Raw genomic sequence first — 17,991 nt, 5'->3', positions numbered from 1 at the left:
ACTGGTTAGTAGGATTACTACGTTCAGGACAAATTGATGTATTCCGTACACACGTACCAACTCACGGACCAGATAAATATGTTGTGCACAACTACCAAGCTATGTACGACAAAAATGGTAAATATGCAGGTATCAATGAATATATCTTAGACTTCAAACCAATCGTAGATTGGTACTTAAAACAAACAGGTCAATCATTAGTTAAAAATGGAGTACCTGTAGGTCACGGATATGCAGCAGCACCAGCTCCTGCAGCGGCAGATGCAACAAGTGGAGCTTCTGACGCTGGTCATGGTGGAGCAGCACCAGCAGCGCCAGCACCAGCAGCGGATGCAACAAGCGGAGCTTCAGCATAATAAGTTAGAAAAAATGATAAAAAGGCTTAAGGATTATTCTTGAGTCTTTTTTATTTCTAGAGCATATCTAGAGAATATTAAGAAATATTAAGTTATAATATAAAATAAATACACATTAGTGTAAAATAATATTTACTAAATACGGAGAGTATTGTATGAATAAAAATAATGTTCTATCTAAATTATTTCATAGGTATTTTATTGTTGCTTTGAATGGAATGGCCTTAGGGTTGTTCTGTACTCTAATTATTGGATTGATTATTAAGCAGATTGCTATAAGCTTGAGTGGGAGTTTATCGAGTTTCTTACTTGTTATAGCGAGTATCGCAATGGCATTAACAGGTCCAGTAATTGGCATAGGTGTTGCACATGCGCTTAAAGCACCTAAGTTAGTAATCTTGGCTTCTGGTGTAGTTGGATTTTTAGGTGCATTCGGATCGAATCTAGGTACTAATAATTTGCTGGATCAAGGTAAATTGATAATTAGTGGTTCTGGTGATCCGTTAGGAGCTTTTATAGCTGTAGTTATAGCTGCGGAAATGGGTAGACTTATTTCTGGAAAAACTAAAATAGATATTATTATCACTCCATTTGTCACAATAATCATTGGAGGAATAATTTCTTATCTAACAGGACCATATTTAATAAAAGGGATGAAAATTCTGGGTACATTTATAAGAGAAGCAACTGAATTACAGCCGTTTATTATGGGAGTAGTTGTTTCAGTTGTTATGGGAATAATTTTAACATTACCTATAAGTTCTGCAGCGTTGTCTATCATCTTGGGGTTATCTGGAATAGCGGCAGGTGCATCTACAGTAGGTTGTGCAGCTCAAATGGTTGGCTTTGCAGTAATAAGCTTTAAAGCGAATCGTTGGAATGGATTACTCGCTCAAGGGTTGGGGACGTCTATGTTACAAGTTCCTAATATTATGAGAAAACCAGTAATTTGGATTCCTCCTATTATTGCAAGTGCTATATTAGGTCCCTTAGCAACTATTGTTTTTAGAATGGAAAATAATCCAGCTGGAGGAGGAATGGGAACGTCAGGATTAGTAGGACAACTTATGACTTGGCAAACAATGTCATCTAATACAGCTCATTCAGTGTTGTTAATTGAAATATTATTACTACACTTTATATTGCCTGCGATTATTTCATATGGAATATATTACTATATGGAGAAAAGAGGCTTTGTGAAAGCTGAAGATTATAAATTAGATTTATAAGAAATTAAGAACTAGCTATTTATAAATAGTTGGTTCTTTTGTTAGATTTGTTGTAACAGGAAAAGAAAAAGAAGAACTTAAAAAATTTTTAAAGTACATGGTCAAAACATGGTCAAAGCGTAAAAAAAGAAAGCCCCGTTACTGATGTAATAGGGCTTTTAAGCTTCTTCTTATTAACGTACTTCTTTAATACGAGCAGCTTTACCACGTAAGTTACGTAGGTAGTATAATTTAGCACGTCTAACTTTACCTTTACGTACAACTTCAATTTTTTCAACTTTTGGAGTATGAACAGGGAATGTTCTTTCAACACCAACACCGTTTGAAATTTTACGTACAGTATAAGTAGCAGAGATTCCTCCACCACGACGTTTGATAACTACTCCTTCGAATTGTTGGATACGCTCACGTCCACCTTCAACGATACGAACGTGTACTCTTACTGTATCCCCAGCTTTAAATTCAGGAATGTCTGATCTTAATTGCGATTTAGTGATCGCTTCAATGATTTTGCTCATTATTCTTTCTCCTTTTTTTACAAAATGTTCATTACTAATGCTTGATTAACAGAGGAACATCGTAATTTAATGTTTTCACATCTCGACTATTATAACATTATTTCAAGTAAATATCAATAGAAAATTTAATAATTTTTATTATAAAAGAGCTTTTTCCCAAGTTTCTTCTTTGAATCCAAGAAGTAGGATGTCATTTTTAAAATCAAAGGCTAATGGACGTTTGATTAACATACCATTTTCATGTAGTAGTGTTAAAGCTTCATCAAGAGATAAAGTTTCTAATTTATCTTTTAAGCCAAGTTCTTTATAAACAAGTCCACTAGTATTAAATAATTTTTTTAAAGGTAAATCGAATGTTTCGATGATTTTTTTAAATTCTGCCACAGTTGGTGTTTTTTCTTTAACATTGAAGTATGTTGCTTCAATATTGTTTTCTGTTAAAAGTTTTTTTGCTCTTCTACATGTTGAGCATGTCGGATATTCGTAAATAGTTAGCATATAATCTCCTTAATAATTTTTTATAAAATCTAATAATTATTGATATTATAATATTTATTTTTATTAGTGTAAAGGAATTTGTTTAGAATTTAATATATATAACAAGCGTTTAGATTAATTGAATAAGTAAGATGTGATATAATTAACTTATAGAGATAAAGGAGAAATACTATGCAAAAGATAATTGTAAAAGATGTTTCTAAAATATATGGAGAAAATAGTAATAAAGTTATAGCGAATAATGCTATTAATTTTGATATAAATGAAGGAGAATTTGTTGTAATTTTAGGTCCTAGTGGAGCTGGGAAGAGTACATTACTTAATATTATAGGTGGAATGGATAATGCTAGTAAAGGATCAATTAATGTTTTTGGAAAAGAGATTGTCGGCTTAAGTGAAGCAGAACTAACTAGATATAGAAGAGAAGATATAGGTTTCGTTTTTCAATTCTATAATTTGATTCCAAACCTAACAGTTTTAGAAAATGTAGAATTAGCTGGACAAATTGTAAAGCAACCGAAAAAAGCAACAGATATCTTAAAGTTAGTAGGATTAGAACATAGAATGAATAATTTTCCTTCGCAAATCTCTGGTGGAGAACAACAGCGTGTTGCTATAGCGAGAGCAATAGCTAAAAATCCAAAACTATTACTTTGTGATGAACCAACTGGGGCATTAGATTATAAGACGGGAAAAAATATCTTAAATATCCTAAAAGACTATAGTGCAGATGAGAAAAAAACTGTAGTTATTATCACTCACAATAGTTCTATAGCTGAAGCCGCAGATAAGGTAATAGAAATTTATGATGCTAAGGTGAAAAAAGTAACACAAAATATTAATCCGAAAAGTATTGATGAAATAGAGTGGTAGTGTTATGAAAGCAATAAATAGAGATATATTAAGAGAAATATCAAAAACAAAGTCGAAGTTTATATCGATAATGATAATAATGTTTCTGGGAGTTTTTATCTTTGTAGGTCTAAAAGAAACATCACCCGCTATGGTGAATACCTATAATAAGTATATAGAACGCCATAAGATGTATGATTTGCGAGTGAGTCATAATTTTGGAATCAATGAAGAAGATATGAAAATTATAAATGCTCTAGATAATATTGATTTAAGTGAAAGTTATTTTATAAAAAAACTCCAGATAACTAATAGTAATGAGTTTGTAAATATAGAATCTTTACCTGAAAAATTAGTTTTACCTAAGTTAACTGAAGGTGCTTTACCTAATAATGACCGAGAAATAGCTTTAGTAGAATCATTACAAAGTAGTTATAAAATTGGTGATGAGATTTCTTTTATTTCAGATAAGAGTGAAAGTAATACTTTAAAACAATATAAGTTTAAAGTAGTTGGTTTCGTTCAAGGAGCAGATCATATAGAGGTATCTAATAATAATCTAGCTAATAAGGACTATTTTGGGTATGTAAAAAGAGATGTTTTTAAATTTGAAAATGTAAGTGGAGTAAATATAAAACTTAAAGATATTAACTATAAATATAGTGATAAGGATTATATTACGGAAGTTAATAAGACTAGAGATAGCCTGATAGAAAAATTAAAAACTCAGCAAAAAATCGACGAAAAAAATTATTTAGAAAAAAATAATAAAAAATTAAATGAAAATGAAAAAGTAATAAATCAAGCACAAGAACAACTTAATAGTGTTAAAGAAAAACTTGAATTATTAAAAAATGTTGATAGTAAGAGTTACAATGAACAAGTAGAAAAATTGAATAAAGCTCAAAAAGAGATTGATGATAATAAAAAGCAACTAAATATTGGGAAGGCTAGCCTTTCAGAAGAAAGTTATCCTAGATTCTCGGTAGAAAATATTAGAGGTTTAAAAAACTATGCTCAATTTATAGATTCTGCGAGTAGTTTAACCTTTGTTGCTAATGTTTTTTCAATATTCTTATTCGTTGTATCGATTTTAGTTTCACTTACTACTTTGACTAGAATGATAGACGAAAACAGGATAAATATCGGTACTCTTAAATCCCTAGGATACAGTAATTATCAAATTTCTAAAAAATATTTTGTATATGGTGGATTATCTACCTTGATAGGTACGATATTAGGTATTATTGGAGCATATTTGGTGATTGTGCCGATAATATATAATTCTTATGCAAGGTTCTTTACTTTTAATACACCGGAGATCGTATACACTCCAAGTATACTTATCGCAGCTTTTGTTATTTCATTAGGATGTATAAGTTTAGCGATTTATATACCGCTTAGAAAAAATTTAAGAGAAAAGAGCGCGTACTTGTTGCGTCCTAAGGCTCCGAGTGGTGGAAGTAGGATATTTTTAGAAAAAATACCGTTTATTTGGTCTAGACTTAGCTTTTTAAGAAAGGTAACTTTTAGAAATATTTTCCGTTATAAAATCAGAATGCTAATGACAATTTTTGGAGTTGCGGGTTGTTTAACTCTTATGTTTATAGGTTTTGGAATTCGTTATGGAGTTATAAATATTTCTAATGAACAATTTAAAGTAATTAATAAGGTAGATATCGCAGCTACTTATAATCCTTATATAGATAATGAAAGTGTAGAAAAACTTCAAAGAGAGATTGATAATAATAAGAATGTCAAAGCTAGCACCAAAATAAATATTCAACTTGCTACTTTCGAGAGTAATAATGAAATTATAGATTCTGCACAATTAATAACGGTGGATAAAGAAAACTACAAGGACTATATTACATTAATGGATAATAATACCAAAGGTATTAACTTACCAGTTGACGCGGCTGTTATTAGTGAAAAACTTGCATATCTTCACAAGTTACAGGTAGGAGATAGCTTTAATGTAGTTGTAAATAATAAAGAATACACCTTGACTATTGGTGAAATTAATAAAAATTACTTTGGACACACAATATATATTAATAAAGATTATTATGAATCAGTATTTAAAAAACAATATAAGGACAATACGTTTTTAGTACAAACTACGGGTGGTAAGGAAATTGTTGAAAATGTGGTAAGTATTTTAAATAATAATAGCGATATAGTAAACATAAGTGACAATTCTAAAATACAAGAAATACTTGATAATTTTATTAAAGGAATAGATATTATAGTAGCAGTTATGGTGATTTGTTCAGTTACATTAGCGCTTGTAGTATTATACAATTTAATAAATGTTAATGTGTCTGAGCGTATTAGAGAATTATCAACGATAAAAGTTCTTGGTTTTTATCCAAGCGAAGTAACTATATATGTATTTAGAGAAATCTTTTACTTAAGTGGGGTAGGTATTATTTTAGGTAATTATCTAGGTTATAAAATGTATTTGAAAATAATACTAGAACTCGCGGGTAGAGATATGATGTTTAGTAGTAAAGTACCTTTAGTAGTTTATTTATTAGCATCGGGTATAACAATATTGATTACTATAGTCGTAATGATAGTAATGCATAAAAAACTGAAAAAAGTAAACATGGTAGAAGCTCTTAAGGCGATAGAGTAGAATAGGAGAAAAAATGGCGATTATAATAAATGACGAAGCGAAAAAATTATTAAAAGATAAAAATAAAAACTACATATTAGTATCATTATTTCAACAAGCTTGTTGAGGTGGCAGAGTAAATAAAGTTATCGGGGTTTCGATAGCAAGCAAATTCGATAAAGAATTATATTCAAAATATGTAGTTGATGGAATAGATGTTTATATCGACTATAGATTAAATATAGGCGAAGAAGTAGAAATAGGTGTAGAAAAATTCCTATTTATGAAATATTTTAACCAAGTAGGAATCACTGCTTAATGAATACAAAAACAACTAGAGATGAAAAGTATCATTTCTAGTTGTTTTTGTTTATTAGTTAGAAGATGCAATAAGCTCTTCTTCTTTTTTATGTTTATCGTTATAGATTTTTTTCATAATACCGATAACGATTGATAGCGCGAATAAACACATTAATCCAATGAATAGGTTTCTAACCCCACCAGAAAGAGTTCCACCAACGTATGAGTAAACTATTGTTGCTGGTAGTTGCCCGATTCCTGTAGCGATAAAGAATCGCCAGAAACTCATATTAGTAAGACCAGCAGCGTAACTAACGAAGTCGAAAGATACGAATGGTAATAATCGACAAATAAGAATAGCTTTATCTCCGTAGCGTTCGAAGAATACGTCAATACTTGCCATTGCACCTTTACTTGTAAGTTTTTCTACGACATCTCGTCCTAATCCGCGAGCAATATAGAAACATACCGCAGCCCCTATCATTGCAGTTGACCAAGATAATACAGCTCCTAGAACCCAACCAAAGATAGCAGCATTTGATAATGTGATTAAAAATGCTGGAATTGGTGCAGCTATTGATTGAAGTACCATTAACACTCCAGAAACTACCGCAGCCCAAGCTCCCCATCCACGTAGATATTCAATTACTGCATTTGTATCAAATTGAGATAGAGTTGCGAATGCTGTATTAATTCCATTTTTAAAACTAGGCACTGTAAAGTATATTGCAAAGAAGATTGCAAAACAAATAAGTGTAATATATCTTACTTTTCTACGTTGTGCTTTTAATTTTTTCTCCTCTTCAGGATCAACTTCTCTTAAATCACTAAGTTTTACTTCTTTTTCTTTTAATACTTTAAGTTCATCTTTAGTATAAACTTTTTGGTATTTAGAAAGTGTTAAAATAATATAAAGATTTATTAAGTTAACGATAATAACACCAACTATAAATGGAACCTTAATTTGATTAAGTGTTCCAGCATGCAGTACTTCACGTGCTATGTATAATAGTGTTTTTGTTTTCCCTGAAAAAATAGCCATTAGAAGTATAATTGCTTCTATAATGAAAAATGTATATTTACGATTTATACGTTTAAAATATAATCCTGTCATTATACCGTAAACAGTCCAAACGAATATCACAAGACTTTGGTCAGCTAACATTTCAAACTGTGTAAAGAAGAACAGTAAGAATGCGAAGAAGTAACCAACAGCTATACCAACACTTGTGAAATAGAATAATAATCTTAAGCGTTTCATTAAATCTCTCCTTGTGATTAGCTATTATTTTTTAATGCTATAAATAACAGCTGCATATGTTCCATCTTCTGGAAGAATATCTTCGTTACCAGTGAATTTAACCTCTTTACGAGTTTCAACTGCACCATAAGTATAAGTAGTATTAGAGATGATACCTACCGGACAACTATCTAAACAAGATAAGCATCCTGTGTTTTTATCGATTGCACGTTTTAAGTTACCACCGAAGCGGAAATCAATTTGTTTACCATTACTATCTTTTACTACTTCGTTGATGTCATATTTTTTGTCAGCTCCATTCCAAGTGATTTCAGCTTTAATTGGAGTTCCTTCAACATGTGTAGTAGTTGCGTTATTTGGATTCATATTTTCTCCTGGTTTTGCACCAATCTCAATTAGAGCGTTGTAGAATTCTTCTGGTTTAGCAAATGCTGTGAAGATAGATTTAGCACCGTTTGTACCACTTTGTTCTACTGAGTTATGTCTTGTAGCTTCATCGAAGTATTTACCATTAATTTTTGTAAGAACAGTAATAGTACCAGCTTCTTTATCTACTTTAATAGGTTTATCTAATGATACACCTGCTACATAGTCTGCAGGTTGATTAGATTTTTGTGATGTTGAATTAGAAGAACTGCTACACCCAACTGCAGTAAATGCTAATCCAGCGGCCATAAGGACTGATAATATTTTTTTTGGTTTCATGTAATGAATCCCCCTTATTAATAAATTTTTTATATAATTGTATTATAACATTTATATAAAAAAGTAACAATAATTTATATAAAATATTATATAAATTTAATTAATAGTAAAGCAAAAGTACATTTAATCGATGGAAAATATTATTTTATTTTAAATATACAGCATGTACAAAAATAATAAAATAGGAATATATAGTGAGTAAATAATTTAATATAAATTGTATATTCTAGATTATAAGACTACGAATGAATAAAATATTATTTATTGATAGCTGCTATCAACTATCGATAGATGTAGTTTATAATAAATTGAGCATTATAATTATTAGCGAAAAAACAAGAAATGTGATATAATATTCCAGTTATAGATGAAATCAATAGGGTTTTATGAAAATAAGTAAGAAATCAGAGAAAGGAGCAAAAATGTTAATTCAATTAAACAATGTAACAAAGAATTTTGTGGTAAATGAAATATTTTCAAATGTGAAATTAGAAATTAACGATAAAGACCGTGTTGCCATTGTAGGTAGAAATGGTGCGGGGAAGAGTACATTATTAAAAATTATTTCGGGTGCTATTAGTTTTGATAGTGGTGAAAGAACTATATCTAAGAATACGACTGTAGGGTATCTTTCACAAGAATTTATAGTACGAGAAGATTTGTCAATTTATGAAGAGATGATTACATGCTTCGAAGAAATTATTACATTAGAAGCGGAATTGGAAAAACTTTCGTTTGAGTTAACTCCAGAAAATATCGAAAATAATCCAGCGCTACTTAATAAATTCGATAGACTACAAAATGAAGTATTGACTCATAAAGACTACCATTATAAAAGTAAGATAGAGAGTGTGTTGTATGGATTAGACTTTACAAAAGACGTTTTTGATAAAAAAATAAGTACTTTCTCCGGTGGAGAGAAGACAAGATTATCAATGGCTAAACTATTATTAAGTGAGCCCGATTTATTAGTTTTAGATGAACCGACTAACCACCTTGATATGGAAAATGTAGCGTGGTTAGAAAATTATTTATCATCCTATAATGGTGCAATAGTTATAGTTAGTCACGATAGATACTTTTTAGATAAAGTAGTAAATGTTGTATATAACTTAGAGTTTGGAAAGCTTAAAAAATATGTAGGTAATTACTCTAAGTTTTTAGTACAATATGAAGAAGATTTTGAAAAGCAACTAAAAGAGTATACAAGTCAACAAAAGGATATAAAAAAACTTGAAGAATTTGTTCAGAAAAATATAGCTAGAGCATCTACTAGTAAAATGGCTAAAAGTCGTCAAAAAGTATTAGACAAGATGGAACTTATAGATAATCCTAAAAAAGATGATAAGGCAGCAGGTATAGAGTTCCTAATTAAGGAGCAAAGTGGTCGTGATGTTCTTACGATTAGTGATTTACAAGTAGGTTATAATGGAACTAAAGTTGGTCAGAATTATAATCTTTCTGTTTATAAGGGTGATAGAATAGCTGTTGTCGGAAGAAATGGTATAGGAAAATCTACTTTAATAAAAACTATAGCTAAGAGACAAAAAGAAATTTCTGGTTCTGTTCAATATGGAAGTAAAGTGTCATTAGGATACTATGACCAAAAACAAGCAGAATTCGAATCTTCAAAAACAATATTAAATGAATTATGGGACGAATATCCTCTAATGAAAGAGGCGGAAGTAAGAACAGTGCTTGGTAGATTCTTATTTAGAGGTGATGATGTTCTTAAGATAGTAAGAGATCTTTCAGGTGGAGAAAAAGCGAGATTACAACTTGCAAAACTGATGTTGGAGAAAAACAATCTCCTTATATTAGATGAACCGACTAACCACCTTGATATCACGAGTAAGCAAGTATTAGAAGAAGCATTAAAAAATTATGAAGGGACTATTCTTTTTGTCAGTCACGATAGGTATTTTATTAACAAGATAGCAAATAAAGTACTAGATATTACTGATAATGGTCATAATATGTACTTAGGAAACTATGATTATTATTTAGAAAAACGAGAACAAGAGAGAATTGCTCAGCAGCTAACTAAGCAGAGTGAAGAAGTTGTTGTTGAAAAAGAAGCAAATAACTATACTCTAGATAAAGAAGCAAAAAGACGTGTTCGAAAATTAGAGAGAACTCGTGATGAATTGATGAATAAAATTGAAACTTTAGAAGAAAGAATACAAGGTGTAAATAATGAACTTGCCAAAGAGGAAGTTTATACTGATATGATAAAAACTCAAGAATTTAATGAGCAGTTAAAACAGTTAAATTCTGAATTAGAAGAGCTGAATGATACTTGGTTAGAAATTGAAGAGGAATTAGAGAGCATTAATGGATAGTAAAATTAAAATAATAACATATGTTGATTCTGAAAAAATACATGAAGAATCTTATCTAGGAAGATATACTGAACAACTAGATAGTCAGAAAATAATTTATAGCGATAAAAATAACAAAAAAATAAAGATTTTTATTGACAAAATTAAAGAAAGTGTTAGTATAGAAAAAGACGATTCAAAAATGTACTTAGCATATACGAAAACAAGTAATGATTACAGTACACAATATGGTCAAATGAAATTGGAAACACAACTTGTGAAAATGAGTAAGATGGGAAAAAATAATTTTACTTTATTTGAGATAGTGTACAATATACATTTCGGAAAAAATGATAAACAGCAAAATAAATTGAAAATATTAGTGAAAAATATATAGTAGGTAATTAGGAGGAATTTTTGGTGAAAAATAAAATAGTAGAATTATTACAGAATTCTTTAACCAAATTGGAAATTGATGGGGTAGATATTCATGTGGAAACTCCGAAAAACACAGATAATGGGGACTTTTCTTCAAACGTGGCGATGCAATTAACAAGAGCTTTACGTAAAAACCCTAGAGTTATTGCCGAGGAAATAATCAGTAATATAGAAGAAGATGAAGCGGTAGAAAAAATTGAAATAGCTGGCCCAGGATTTATTAACTTTTTCGTTAAAAAATCAAGTCTTGGAAGTGTTGTTGGAAAAATCTTAGAAGATGATTTTAAATATGGTGAAAACAACATTGGACAAGGGAAAAAAGTACTTTTAGAGTATGTGTCAGCTAACCCAACTGGAACATTACACGTGGGGCATGCTAGAAATGCTGCATATTCTGATTCATTAGCAAGAATAATGAAAAAATCAGGATATGACTTATCTCGTGAATACTATATCAATGATGCCGGTAATCAAATTAATAATCTTGTGATTTCAGCGATCACTAGATATAAACAGGCTCTAGGCATGGATGCTAAGATGCCAGAGGATGCATATCATGGTGAAGATATTAAAGTTCTAGGTCAAAAACTAAAAGATGAATTCGGTGAATCATTATTAGAAAGAGAAGACTTAAATGAGTTTATTCGTGAGTATGCAGTAGCGTATGAAATGGAAAATATTAAAAAAGACCTTGGTGATTTTGGTTTAGAATATGATGTATTTTTCAGTGAAAAATCATTATATGAAAATGGTCTTGTAGAAAAAGCTTTAGAATCTTTAAGAGAACAAGGTTTCGTATATGAAAAAGATGGTGCTTTATGGTTAGAAACAACTGCTTTAGGTACAGGTGATGACAAAGACCGTGTATTAATAAAAGCAGATGGTTCACTAACATACTTAACTAGTGATATAGCCTATCACAAAAATAAATTAGATCGTGGATTTGATTTATTATTAGACGTTCTTGGTGCAGATCACCATGGTTATGTAGCTAGACTTAAAGCTAGTGTAGTAGCTATGGGGTATAAAGCAGAGCAATTAGAAGCTTTAATTATGCAAATGGTACAACTTCTAAATAATGGTGAAGTTGTAAAAATGAGTAAGAGAACAGGTAAGGCAATTACACTTCGTGATTTAATAGATGAAGTAGGAGCTGATGCTGCTCGTTACTTTTTAGTAATGCGAAGTGCAGATAGTCACTTAGACTTTGATTTTGCAGTAGCAAAAGAACAATCAAGTGATAATCCGCTGTACTACGTTCAATATGCCCACGCTAGAATTTGTTCAATCTTACGTCAAGCAGCAGAGCAAGGTGAGTATGATGTTAATAACTGTGATTATGAATTGCTAACTGATGAATATTCAGTAGACTTACTGAAAAACTTAGCATATTATCCAGAAATAGTTGCACAAGCAGCTAAAAACTATGAACCACACAGAATTTGTAATTACTTACAAAGTCTTGCAAGTTCATTCCACAAATTCTATAATAATAATAAAGTAATAACAGAAAATAAAGAGCAAACTCAAAGTTATTTAGCATTAATCACTGCTGTTAAGATAACTTTAAGAAATGCTTTAGAGTTAATCGGAGTATCAGCTCCAGAAAAAATGTAATAAATAAAAAAGAAGGGAATCTAATATAAATGGTAAAGTTAAAAGATTTAAGCGCAGAAAAAATTAAGGAAATGTCACTAATAGATTTATGTTATGCATATATGGTAGAAGAAGGGATTGAAAAATTAAATATTTATGATTTCCTAGATTATATTAAACCACTAAGAAACGTTGATGAGGAAGAATTTACTGCACAAGCTGCATACTTCTACACAGATCTAAACTTAGATGGACGTTTTGTATGTGTTGAAGATGGTAGTTGGAAATTAAGAGATAGTTTATTTGTAGAAGATATTAAAAACTTTGTTGAACCAAGTGTTCAAAAATTTGAAATTGATGATGAAGATGATATTGAAGAACTTGGTGAAGAAGAACAAGAAGATATCCATGATGATGTTGATGCTCTAATTGAAGAAGAAGATATGGAAGAGAGTGAAGATGTCTTTGATTTTGATAATGAGGGTATTGTATCGAAATTCAACATTGCAACTGAAGATGAAGAGTTTTAATGGGAGTGACTCAAAAATCGTGATTTCGTAGAAATCGATTTTTTAGAGTCATTCCTGCACAGTTTATTAGATATCTAAAAAGCTTTTATAAAGCGAATTTAGATGTCAATAAACCACTGCGTCTATGAGTTCTCATATACACTTTGTTAAAACTTAGGACTTTTGGGTCAGCCCATTTTTTTGAGTTTTTACTTGCAAATTATATTAATATGAAGTATAATAAAGAAAGTCAATAAAACATATAGTAAAAATTGTAATACAGGTTCTAAGTTTTTTAAGTGAATAACACAATGTCACATTTATTTTATTTATTATCTTTAACGGCAAGAATACGATTGATTATTGATAATAAAATATAAAATAAAAAGGAGATTGTAACTTATGAAACAAGGTACAGTAAAATGGTTTAACGAGGAAAAAGGATTCGGATTTATCGAAGTAGCAGGAGAAAAAGATATCTTTGTTCACTTCTCAAGCATTAAAAAAGATGGATTCAAAACTTTAAAAGAAGGCGATAAAGTTGAATTTGAAGTTGAAGACGGTGCTCGTGGACCACAAGCAGCTAACGTAGTTGTTCTTTAATTAAAAACGTAAGAAAGCTATAGCTAGATTTAGAATCTAGTTATAGCTTTTTTGTTGTTTAATGTATAATGGTGATTTGTGTTTTTTTGTAAAATTTTAGGGAGGAGGGAGTGACTCAAAAATCGTGATTTCGTAGAAATCGATTTTGTCGAGTCACCCCCGCACAGTTTATTAGATATCTAAAAAGCTTTTATAAAGCGAATTTAGATATCAATAAACCACTGCGTCTATGAATTCTCATATATACTTTGTTAAAATTTAGGTCTTTTGGATCAGCCCCATTGGTATTGAAAATTCCATTAATTCTTTCTAATTTGCAATTGGTAGTAAGTTTTTAAATTTAATTATGAAAACGAATACGATTTTATTGAAAAATAAGTGTATATAAACTATAATTATATGAAAAGATATGTAATATCAATGATAGTATAGTACATAACGGAATGGATAAATCCGATATTACTGAACTCGAATTTTAGAGTACTGTTAAAGGTATTTTCTATTCTTAAGCATCAAAATATGCAAGAAAAAGGAGATTTATAAAATGAAAATTACAGAAGTAAATACACCAAAAGCACCAAAAGCAGTAGGACCATATGTGCAAGCAAATAAAGTAGGAAATCTTATTTTTTGTTCTGGTCAATTAGGGATTAACCCGGAAACAGGGAAAATTGTTGAAGGTGGAGTTATCGAAGAAGCAAAACAAGTTTTTAAAAATATTGAAGCAGTTTTAGAAGAAGCTGGAAGTTCTATGAATCATGTTGTAAAATCATTAGTGCTTTTAAAAGATATTGCAGACTTTGCTGAAGTGAATAAAGTATATGCAGAACAATTTAATGATGTACTTCCTGCTAGATCAGCTTTTCAAGTGGCTGCATTGCCACTAGGTGGGAACATAGAAATAGAAGTGATAGCTGTAGAAAAATAAAAAATCAAGGATGGCAAGTTAGCTATCCTTGATTTTTTGCGTTATAATTTGCGATTGCAGCATTTATTTCTTCGTTCGTGAAGTTAGAGATATCACCTTTTAGTTCATTTTCAATGATATTTCTACTAGTGCTACCCTCTTGAGTGTAACGTATAGTATTATATGTTTCAGGTACTTGTTGCCCTACAATTTGTGGGTGATTTTGTGTATTAGGAATAGATGAAACTTTTTTAGTATCAGAAGAATTATTTTTAGTACTATTAGAATTTTTATTTGAAGAAGTAGTATCTTTTTTAGAACTTTCTCTATTGCCTAGTTCTTTTTTTGTTTCCTCTTTTTTAGTTACGCTAGTTTTATGATCTTGTTCTAATTCTGAGGTTTCAGAATTTAACAGTTTTTCTTTTAAAGCTTCATATTTGAAGTTGTACTTAGCTAAAATAGTTTGAATTTGATCTGCATAAGTTGCCGAGCTAATATCTAATTCTAAAATCTCGGTAAGAGCATTGTCGTAATGATCTAATTGTTCATCTAAATATGAAATTGCTTTAGAGAAAGTATGATTAACATCTAATTTTTTAGCTTGTTTTAAGTGATCGTGTGCTTTTTCGATATCTGCATTGTTTAGTACAGTATCAATTCTTACTAATTCACTAGCGGTATTGATTTCATTATCTATATTTCTTAACGTTTCTTTAGCTTTTTCTGTAGTTAATGTTTCAAGGCCGTTTAAGCCATTTTTAAAATCATATGAATCATTAATTAATGATATATATTTTGAATGTTCTTCTTTAAAATTTTTATTTCCTGCATTTAGGTAGTAGTAAGTACCACCTACTAAGAAAAATATTGCTAATATAGGCATTAAAACAGAGATTATTTTTTTCATAAAGGGTTATACTCCTTTCTTTAATGTCTTTAACTATAATTTATTGTATAATGTTAAGAAAAAAAAATCAAGTAAATTAAGTGATAAGTAATTAAATAAAATACGTAAGTTAGCTACTATATCGGTAAAATATTATTATTTATAGTGAAAAAAATAGTTATTATTAATATTGAATTGTCTAGAAAAATAATCTTATAAAGTAATAAGGGATAAGTGAAAATTTAAAGAAATTAAATTTAAAAATATAATAATTTCTTGACAATGACAGTAGTTTGGTATAATATATTTAAAAGAACCGTGACAAAATAGTAAAAAGAATTTTACTTTATGTTTTAATAAAAAGAGAGTTTAATCCCAAGGCTGAAAGATTAAATATTAATGATTAAAGTAAGTAACACTTTTTGTAAAATTTAATAATAAGAAAATAAGGTATCGATATTTCGATATGAATTAGGGTGGCACCACGAATTTAGTTATCGTCCCATATAGTATAGGCTATATGGGGCGATTTTAATTTATATTGAAGTATGATTTGTAGATAAATCATTGAAAGGAGCAAACCATGGTAATAACTATGCCGAGAGGAACACAAGATATACTACCTGAAGAAAGTATAAAGTGGCAGTATATTGAAGGGAAACTAAGAGAAATTAGCAAGAACTTTTGCTATGAAGAGATTAGAACACCGATGTTTGAATCAACAGAATTATTCAGTAGAGGTGTTGGAGATACTACTGACATAGTTCAAAAAGAGATGTATACTTTCCAAGATAAAGGAAATAGATCTTTAACACTAAGACCTGAGGGAACAGCTGGAACAGTTCGTTCATATATAGAAAATAAATTATTCGCTAAAACAATCCAACCACAAAAACTCTACTATGTTGGTCCGATGTTTAGATATGAAAGAAAACAAAAAGGGCGTTATCGTCAATTCGTTCAATATGGAGTTGAGGTGATTGGGGAAGAAAGTCCGAAAATCGACGCAGAGGTAATAAGCTTAGCATATAATATTTACAGAATGTTTGGCATAGAAAATATCAAAGTGAGTATTAACTCTTTAGGTAATCCCGAAGAAAGACAAGCTTATAATGAAGCATTAGTAAAACACTTTGAACCTAGAATAAACGAGTTTTGCGAAGATTGTAATAATCGTCTTTACAAAAACCCTATGAGAATTTTAGATTGTAAAGTTGATGCGGGACATGAACTTATTAAATCGGCACCAAAATTATTAGATTACTTAGGTGAAGAATCTAAGCAATATTTCGCAGAAGTTCTAAAACATTTAGACGCACTTGGTGTAAAATATGAAATCGATCATAATTTAGTTCGTGGATTAGATTATTATACTCACACTGCATTTGAGATAATGATAGATAATCCTGAAGTGGAATTAAAAACACTTTGTGGAGGTGGGCGTTATAATGGTTTAATTAAATTGTTAGATGGGCCGGAAGATAAAAAAGGTATTGGTTTTGCCTTAAGTATTGAAAGATTATTATTAGCTCTTGAAAGTGAAAATATTGAATTGCCTATAGATGATACAATCGATGTTTTTGTAGTTGCTATGGGAGAAGAAGCTTCAAATGCTGGGGTAAAACTTACTAATGATTTAAGATTAGCTGGATATAGCGTACAAAATGATTATTTTGATAAAAAAATGAAAGCTCAAATGAAAGTTGCAGATAGATATAATGCAAAATATTCTATAATAATTGGACAAAGTGAACTGGAGAGTGGAACGCTTGTCGTAAAAGATATGAAATCATTTGAACAAGAAACAATTAACTTAGAAAACATAGTTGATTATTTACAAGAGAAACTGAGAGGAGAAAAATAATGAGCGCATACGGAAGAACGGAATACGCAGGTCGTATAGATGAAAAATATGTTGGAAAGAAAGTAACATTAAAAGGATGGGTTAGTAAACGTCGTGACCTTGGTAACTTAATCTTTATTGATGTAAGAGATAGAATGGGTGTAGTTCAATGTGTATTTTCAGGAGAAAAGAATGCAGAATTACATGAACTAGCAGGAACTTTAAGAAACGAATTTGTAGTTTCTATTGAAGGTGAAGTAGTATTAAGAAATGAATCTACTGTAAACGAGAAAATCGCATCAGGTAAAGTAGAAGTTATCGCTGATAAATTAGAAATTTTATCAAAAGCTAAAACATTACCATTCGTATTGGATGATGCAAGTTTATCAAGTGAAGAGTTACGTCTTAAATATCGTTACCTAGATTTAAGAAGAACAGAACTTGCTGAAGTGTTACACTTACGTTCAAAAATCACTAAAGCAACTAGAGATTATTTAGATAACAACATGTTTGTTGATGTTGAAACACCAATTTTAACTAAGTCTACTC

Annotated in this window: 17 protein-coding genes; 12 read left to right on the top strand and 5 right to left on the bottom strand. The window is 30.1% G+C overall.

Going from position 1 to position 17,991, the window contains the following annotated elements:
• The coding region (locus tag RWN11_RS04595; protein ID WP_314160607.1) for a PAS domain-containing protein at positions 1 to 356 on the top strand (356 nt) is incomplete at its 5' end.
• 155 nt (positions 357 to 511) lie between these two features.
• Positions 512 to 1,585, top strand: coding sequence for a PTS sugar transporter subunit IIC (locus RWN11_RS04590; protein WP_314160606.1), 1,074 nt, complete (start codon positions 512 to 514; stop codon positions 1,583 to 1,585).
• Between the two features lie 173 nt (positions 1,586 to 1,758).
• Here RWN11_RS04590 and rplS read toward each other — a convergent pair whose 3' ends face one another.
• Positions 1,759 to 2,103 carry a 50S ribosomal protein L19 gene (gene rplS, locus RWN11_RS04585; protein WP_004263065.1) on the bottom strand — a complete coding sequence of 115 codons (345 nt, stop codon included), beginning with the start codon at positions 2,101 to 2,103 and terminating at the stop codon, positions 1,759 to 1,761.
• 138 nt (positions 2,104 to 2,241) lie between these two features.
• Positions 2,242 to 2,601, bottom strand: coding sequence for an arsenate reductase family protein (locus tag RWN11_RS04580; protein WP_314160605.1), 360 nt, complete (start codon positions 2,599 to 2,601; stop codon positions 2,242 to 2,244).
• Between the two features lie 171 nt (positions 2,602 to 2,772).
• Between RWN11_RS04580 and RWN11_RS04575 the strand changes: the two genes are divergently transcribed.
• Both RWN11_RS04575 and RWN11_RS04570 read left to right on the top strand, forming a co-directional pair.
• The gene (locus tag RWN11_RS04575) at positions 2,773 to 3,474 is read left to right on the top strand and encodes an ABC transporter ATP-binding protein (protein ID WP_314160604.1); all 702 of its coding nucleotides are present in this window, start codon (positions 2,773 to 2,775) and stop codon (positions 3,472 to 3,474) included.
• Positions 3,475 to 3,478: 4 nt separating this feature from the next.
• Positions 3,479 to 6,094, top strand: coding sequence for an FtsX-like permease family protein (locus RWN11_RS04570; protein ID WP_314160603.1), 2,616 nt, complete (start codon positions 3,479 to 3,481; stop codon positions 6,092 to 6,094).
• A 352-nt stretch (positions 6,095 to 6,446) separates the two neighbouring features.
• Here RWN11_RS04570 and RWN11_RS04565 read toward each other — a convergent pair whose 3' ends face one another.
• Positions 6,447 to 7,634: a TVP38/TMEM64 family protein gene (locus tag RWN11_RS04565; protein ID WP_314160602.1), complete on the bottom strand. Its 1,188-nt coding sequence runs from the start codon at positions 7,632 to 7,634 to the stop codon at positions 6,447 to 6,449.
• Between the two features lie 24 nt (positions 7,635 to 7,658).
• On the bottom strand, positions 7,659 to 8,339 hold the full coding sequence (locus RWN11_RS04560) for a YdjY domain-containing protein (protein WP_314160601.1): 681 nt from the start codon (positions 8,337 to 8,339) through the stop codon (positions 7,659 to 7,661).
• Positions 8,340 to 8,761: 422 nt separating this feature from the next.
• On the opposite strand from RWN11_RS04560, the gene RWN11_RS04555 reads away from it, so the two are divergent.
• The 6 genes from RWN11_RS04555 (at position 8,762) to RWN11_RS04530 (ending at position 14,734) form a co-directional block, all read left to right on the top strand.
• On the top strand, positions 8,762 to 10,681 hold the full coding sequence (locus tag RWN11_RS04555) for an ATP-binding cassette domain-containing protein (RefSeq protein ID WP_314160600.1): 1,920 nt from the start codon (positions 8,762 to 8,764) through the stop codon (positions 10,679 to 10,681).
• Complete coding sequence (locus RWN11_RS04550; protein ID WP_314160599.1) at positions 10,674 to 11,057, top strand: hypothetical protein; 384 nt, start codon at positions 10,674 to 10,676, stop codon at positions 11,055 to 11,057. Before RWN11_RS04555 ends, RWN11_RS04550 begins: the two co-directional genes overlap by 8 nt.
• A 23-nt stretch (positions 11,058 to 11,080) precedes the next feature.
• On the top strand, positions 11,081 to 12,715 hold the full coding sequence (gene argS / locus RWN11_RS04545) for an arginine--tRNA ligase (protein ID WP_314160598.1): 1,635 nt from the start codon (positions 11,081 to 11,083) through the stop codon (positions 12,713 to 12,715).
• 29 nt (positions 12,716 to 12,744) lie between these two features.
• Entirely contained in the window at positions 12,745 to 13,224 is a 480-nt protein-coding gene (gene rpoE / locus RWN11_RS04540) for a DNA-directed RNA polymerase subunit delta (RefSeq protein ID WP_314160597.1), read from the top strand.
• 381 nt (positions 13,225 to 13,605) lie between these two features.
• Positions 13,606 to 13,806 (top strand): cold-shock protein, encoded by a 201-nt coding sequence (locus RWN11_RS04535; protein ID WP_003144740.1) that lies wholly within the window; start codon positions 13,606 to 13,608, stop codon positions 13,804 to 13,806.
• A 544-nt stretch (positions 13,807 to 14,350) separates the two neighbouring features.
• Entirely contained in the window at positions 14,351 to 14,734 is a 384-nt protein-coding gene (locus RWN11_RS04530; RefSeq protein WP_003147859.1) for a RidA family protein, read from the top strand.
• Positions 14,735 to 14,756: 22 nt separating this feature from the next.
• Here the strand turns inward: RWN11_RS04530 and RWN11_RS04525 are convergent, their stop codons facing one another.
• Entirely contained in the window at positions 14,757 to 15,620 is an 864-nt protein-coding gene (locus tag RWN11_RS04525) for a hypothetical protein (protein WP_314160596.1), read from the bottom strand.
• Positions 15,621 to 16,182: 562 nt separating this feature from the next.
• Here RWN11_RS04525 and hisS point away from each other — a divergent pair.
• Both hisS and RWN11_RS04515 read left to right on the top strand, forming a co-directional pair.
• The gene (gene hisS / locus RWN11_RS04520) at positions 16,183 to 17,463 is read left to right on the top strand and encodes a histidine--tRNA ligase (RefSeq protein WP_314160595.1); all 1,281 of its coding nucleotides are present in this window, start codon (positions 16,183 to 16,185) and stop codon (positions 17,461 to 17,463) included.
• A partial coding sequence (locus RWN11_RS04515) for an OB-fold nucleic acid binding domain-containing protein (RefSeq protein ID WP_314160594.1) occupies positions 17,463 to 17,991 on the top strand: 529 nt, incomplete at its 3' end. The genes hisS and RWN11_RS04515, both read left to right, overlap by 1 nt.

The organism is uncultured Gemella sp. (assembly GCF_963519265.1).
In the GTDB taxonomy this organism is placed as follows: domain Bacteria; phylum Bacillota; class Bacilli; order Staphylococcales; family Gemellaceae; genus Gemella.
The sequence above is the reverse complement of the archived record's forward strand: the minus strand, read 5'-3'. Positions and strand labels throughout refer to the sequence as shown.

What these genes read in the sequence shown, in the direction of transcription:
- RWN11_RS04535 (WP_003144740.1), top strand. Translation starts at nt 13,606, where the DNA reads ATGAAACAAGGTACAGTAAAATGGTTTAACGAGGAAAAAGGATTCGGA.
- RWN11_RS04570 (WP_314160603.1), top strand. Translation starts at nt 3,479, where the DNA reads ATGAAAGCAATAAATAGAGATATATTAAGAGAAATATCAAAAACAAAG.
- RWN11_RS04590 (WP_314160606.1), top strand. Translation starts at nt 512, where the DNA reads ATGAATAAAAATAATGTTCTATCTAAATTATTTCATAGGTATTTTATT.
- RWN11_RS04560 (WP_314160601.1), bottom strand. Translation starts at nt 8,339, where the DNA reads ATGAAACCAAAAAAAATATTATCAGTCCTTATGGCCGCTGGATTAGCA.
- RWN11_RS04530 (WP_003147859.1), top strand. Translation starts at nt 14,351, where the DNA reads ATGAAAATTACAGAAGTAAATACACCAAAAGCACCAAAAGCAGTAGGA.
- RWN11_RS04555 (WP_314160600.1), top strand. Translation starts at nt 8,762, where the DNA reads ATGTTAATTCAATTAAACAATGTAACAAAGAATTTTGTGGTAAATGAA.
- rplS (WP_004263065.1), bottom strand. Translation starts at nt 2,103, where the DNA reads ATGAGCAAAATCATTGAAGCGATCACTAAATCGCAATTAAGATCAGAC.
- hisS (WP_314160595.1), top strand. Translation starts at nt 16,183, where the DNA reads ATGGTAATAACTATGCCGAGAGGAACACAAGATATACTACCTGAAGAA.
- RWN11_RS04565 (WP_314160602.1), bottom strand. Translation starts at nt 7,634, where the DNA reads ATGAAACGCTTAAGATTATTATTCTATTTCACAAGTGTTGGTATAGCT.
- RWN11_RS04575 (WP_314160604.1), top strand. Translation starts at nt 2,773, where the DNA reads ATGCAAAAGATAATTGTAAAAGATGTTTCTAAAATATATGGAGAAAAT.
- RWN11_RS04550 (WP_314160599.1), top strand. Translation starts at nt 10,674, where the DNA reads ATGGATAGTAAAATTAAAATAATAACATATGTTGATTCTGAAAAAATA.
- RWN11_RS04525 (WP_314160596.1), bottom strand. Translation starts at nt 15,620, where the DNA reads ATGAAAAAAATAATCTCTGTTTTAATGCCTATATTAGCAATATTTTTC.
- RWN11_RS04580 (WP_314160605.1), bottom strand. Translation starts at nt 2,601, where the DNA reads ATGCTAACTATTTACGAATATCCGACATGCTCAACATGTAGAAGAGCA.
- rpoE (WP_314160597.1), top strand. Translation starts at nt 12,745, where the DNA reads ATGGTAAAGTTAAAAGATTTAAGCGCAGAAAAAATTAAGGAAATGTCA.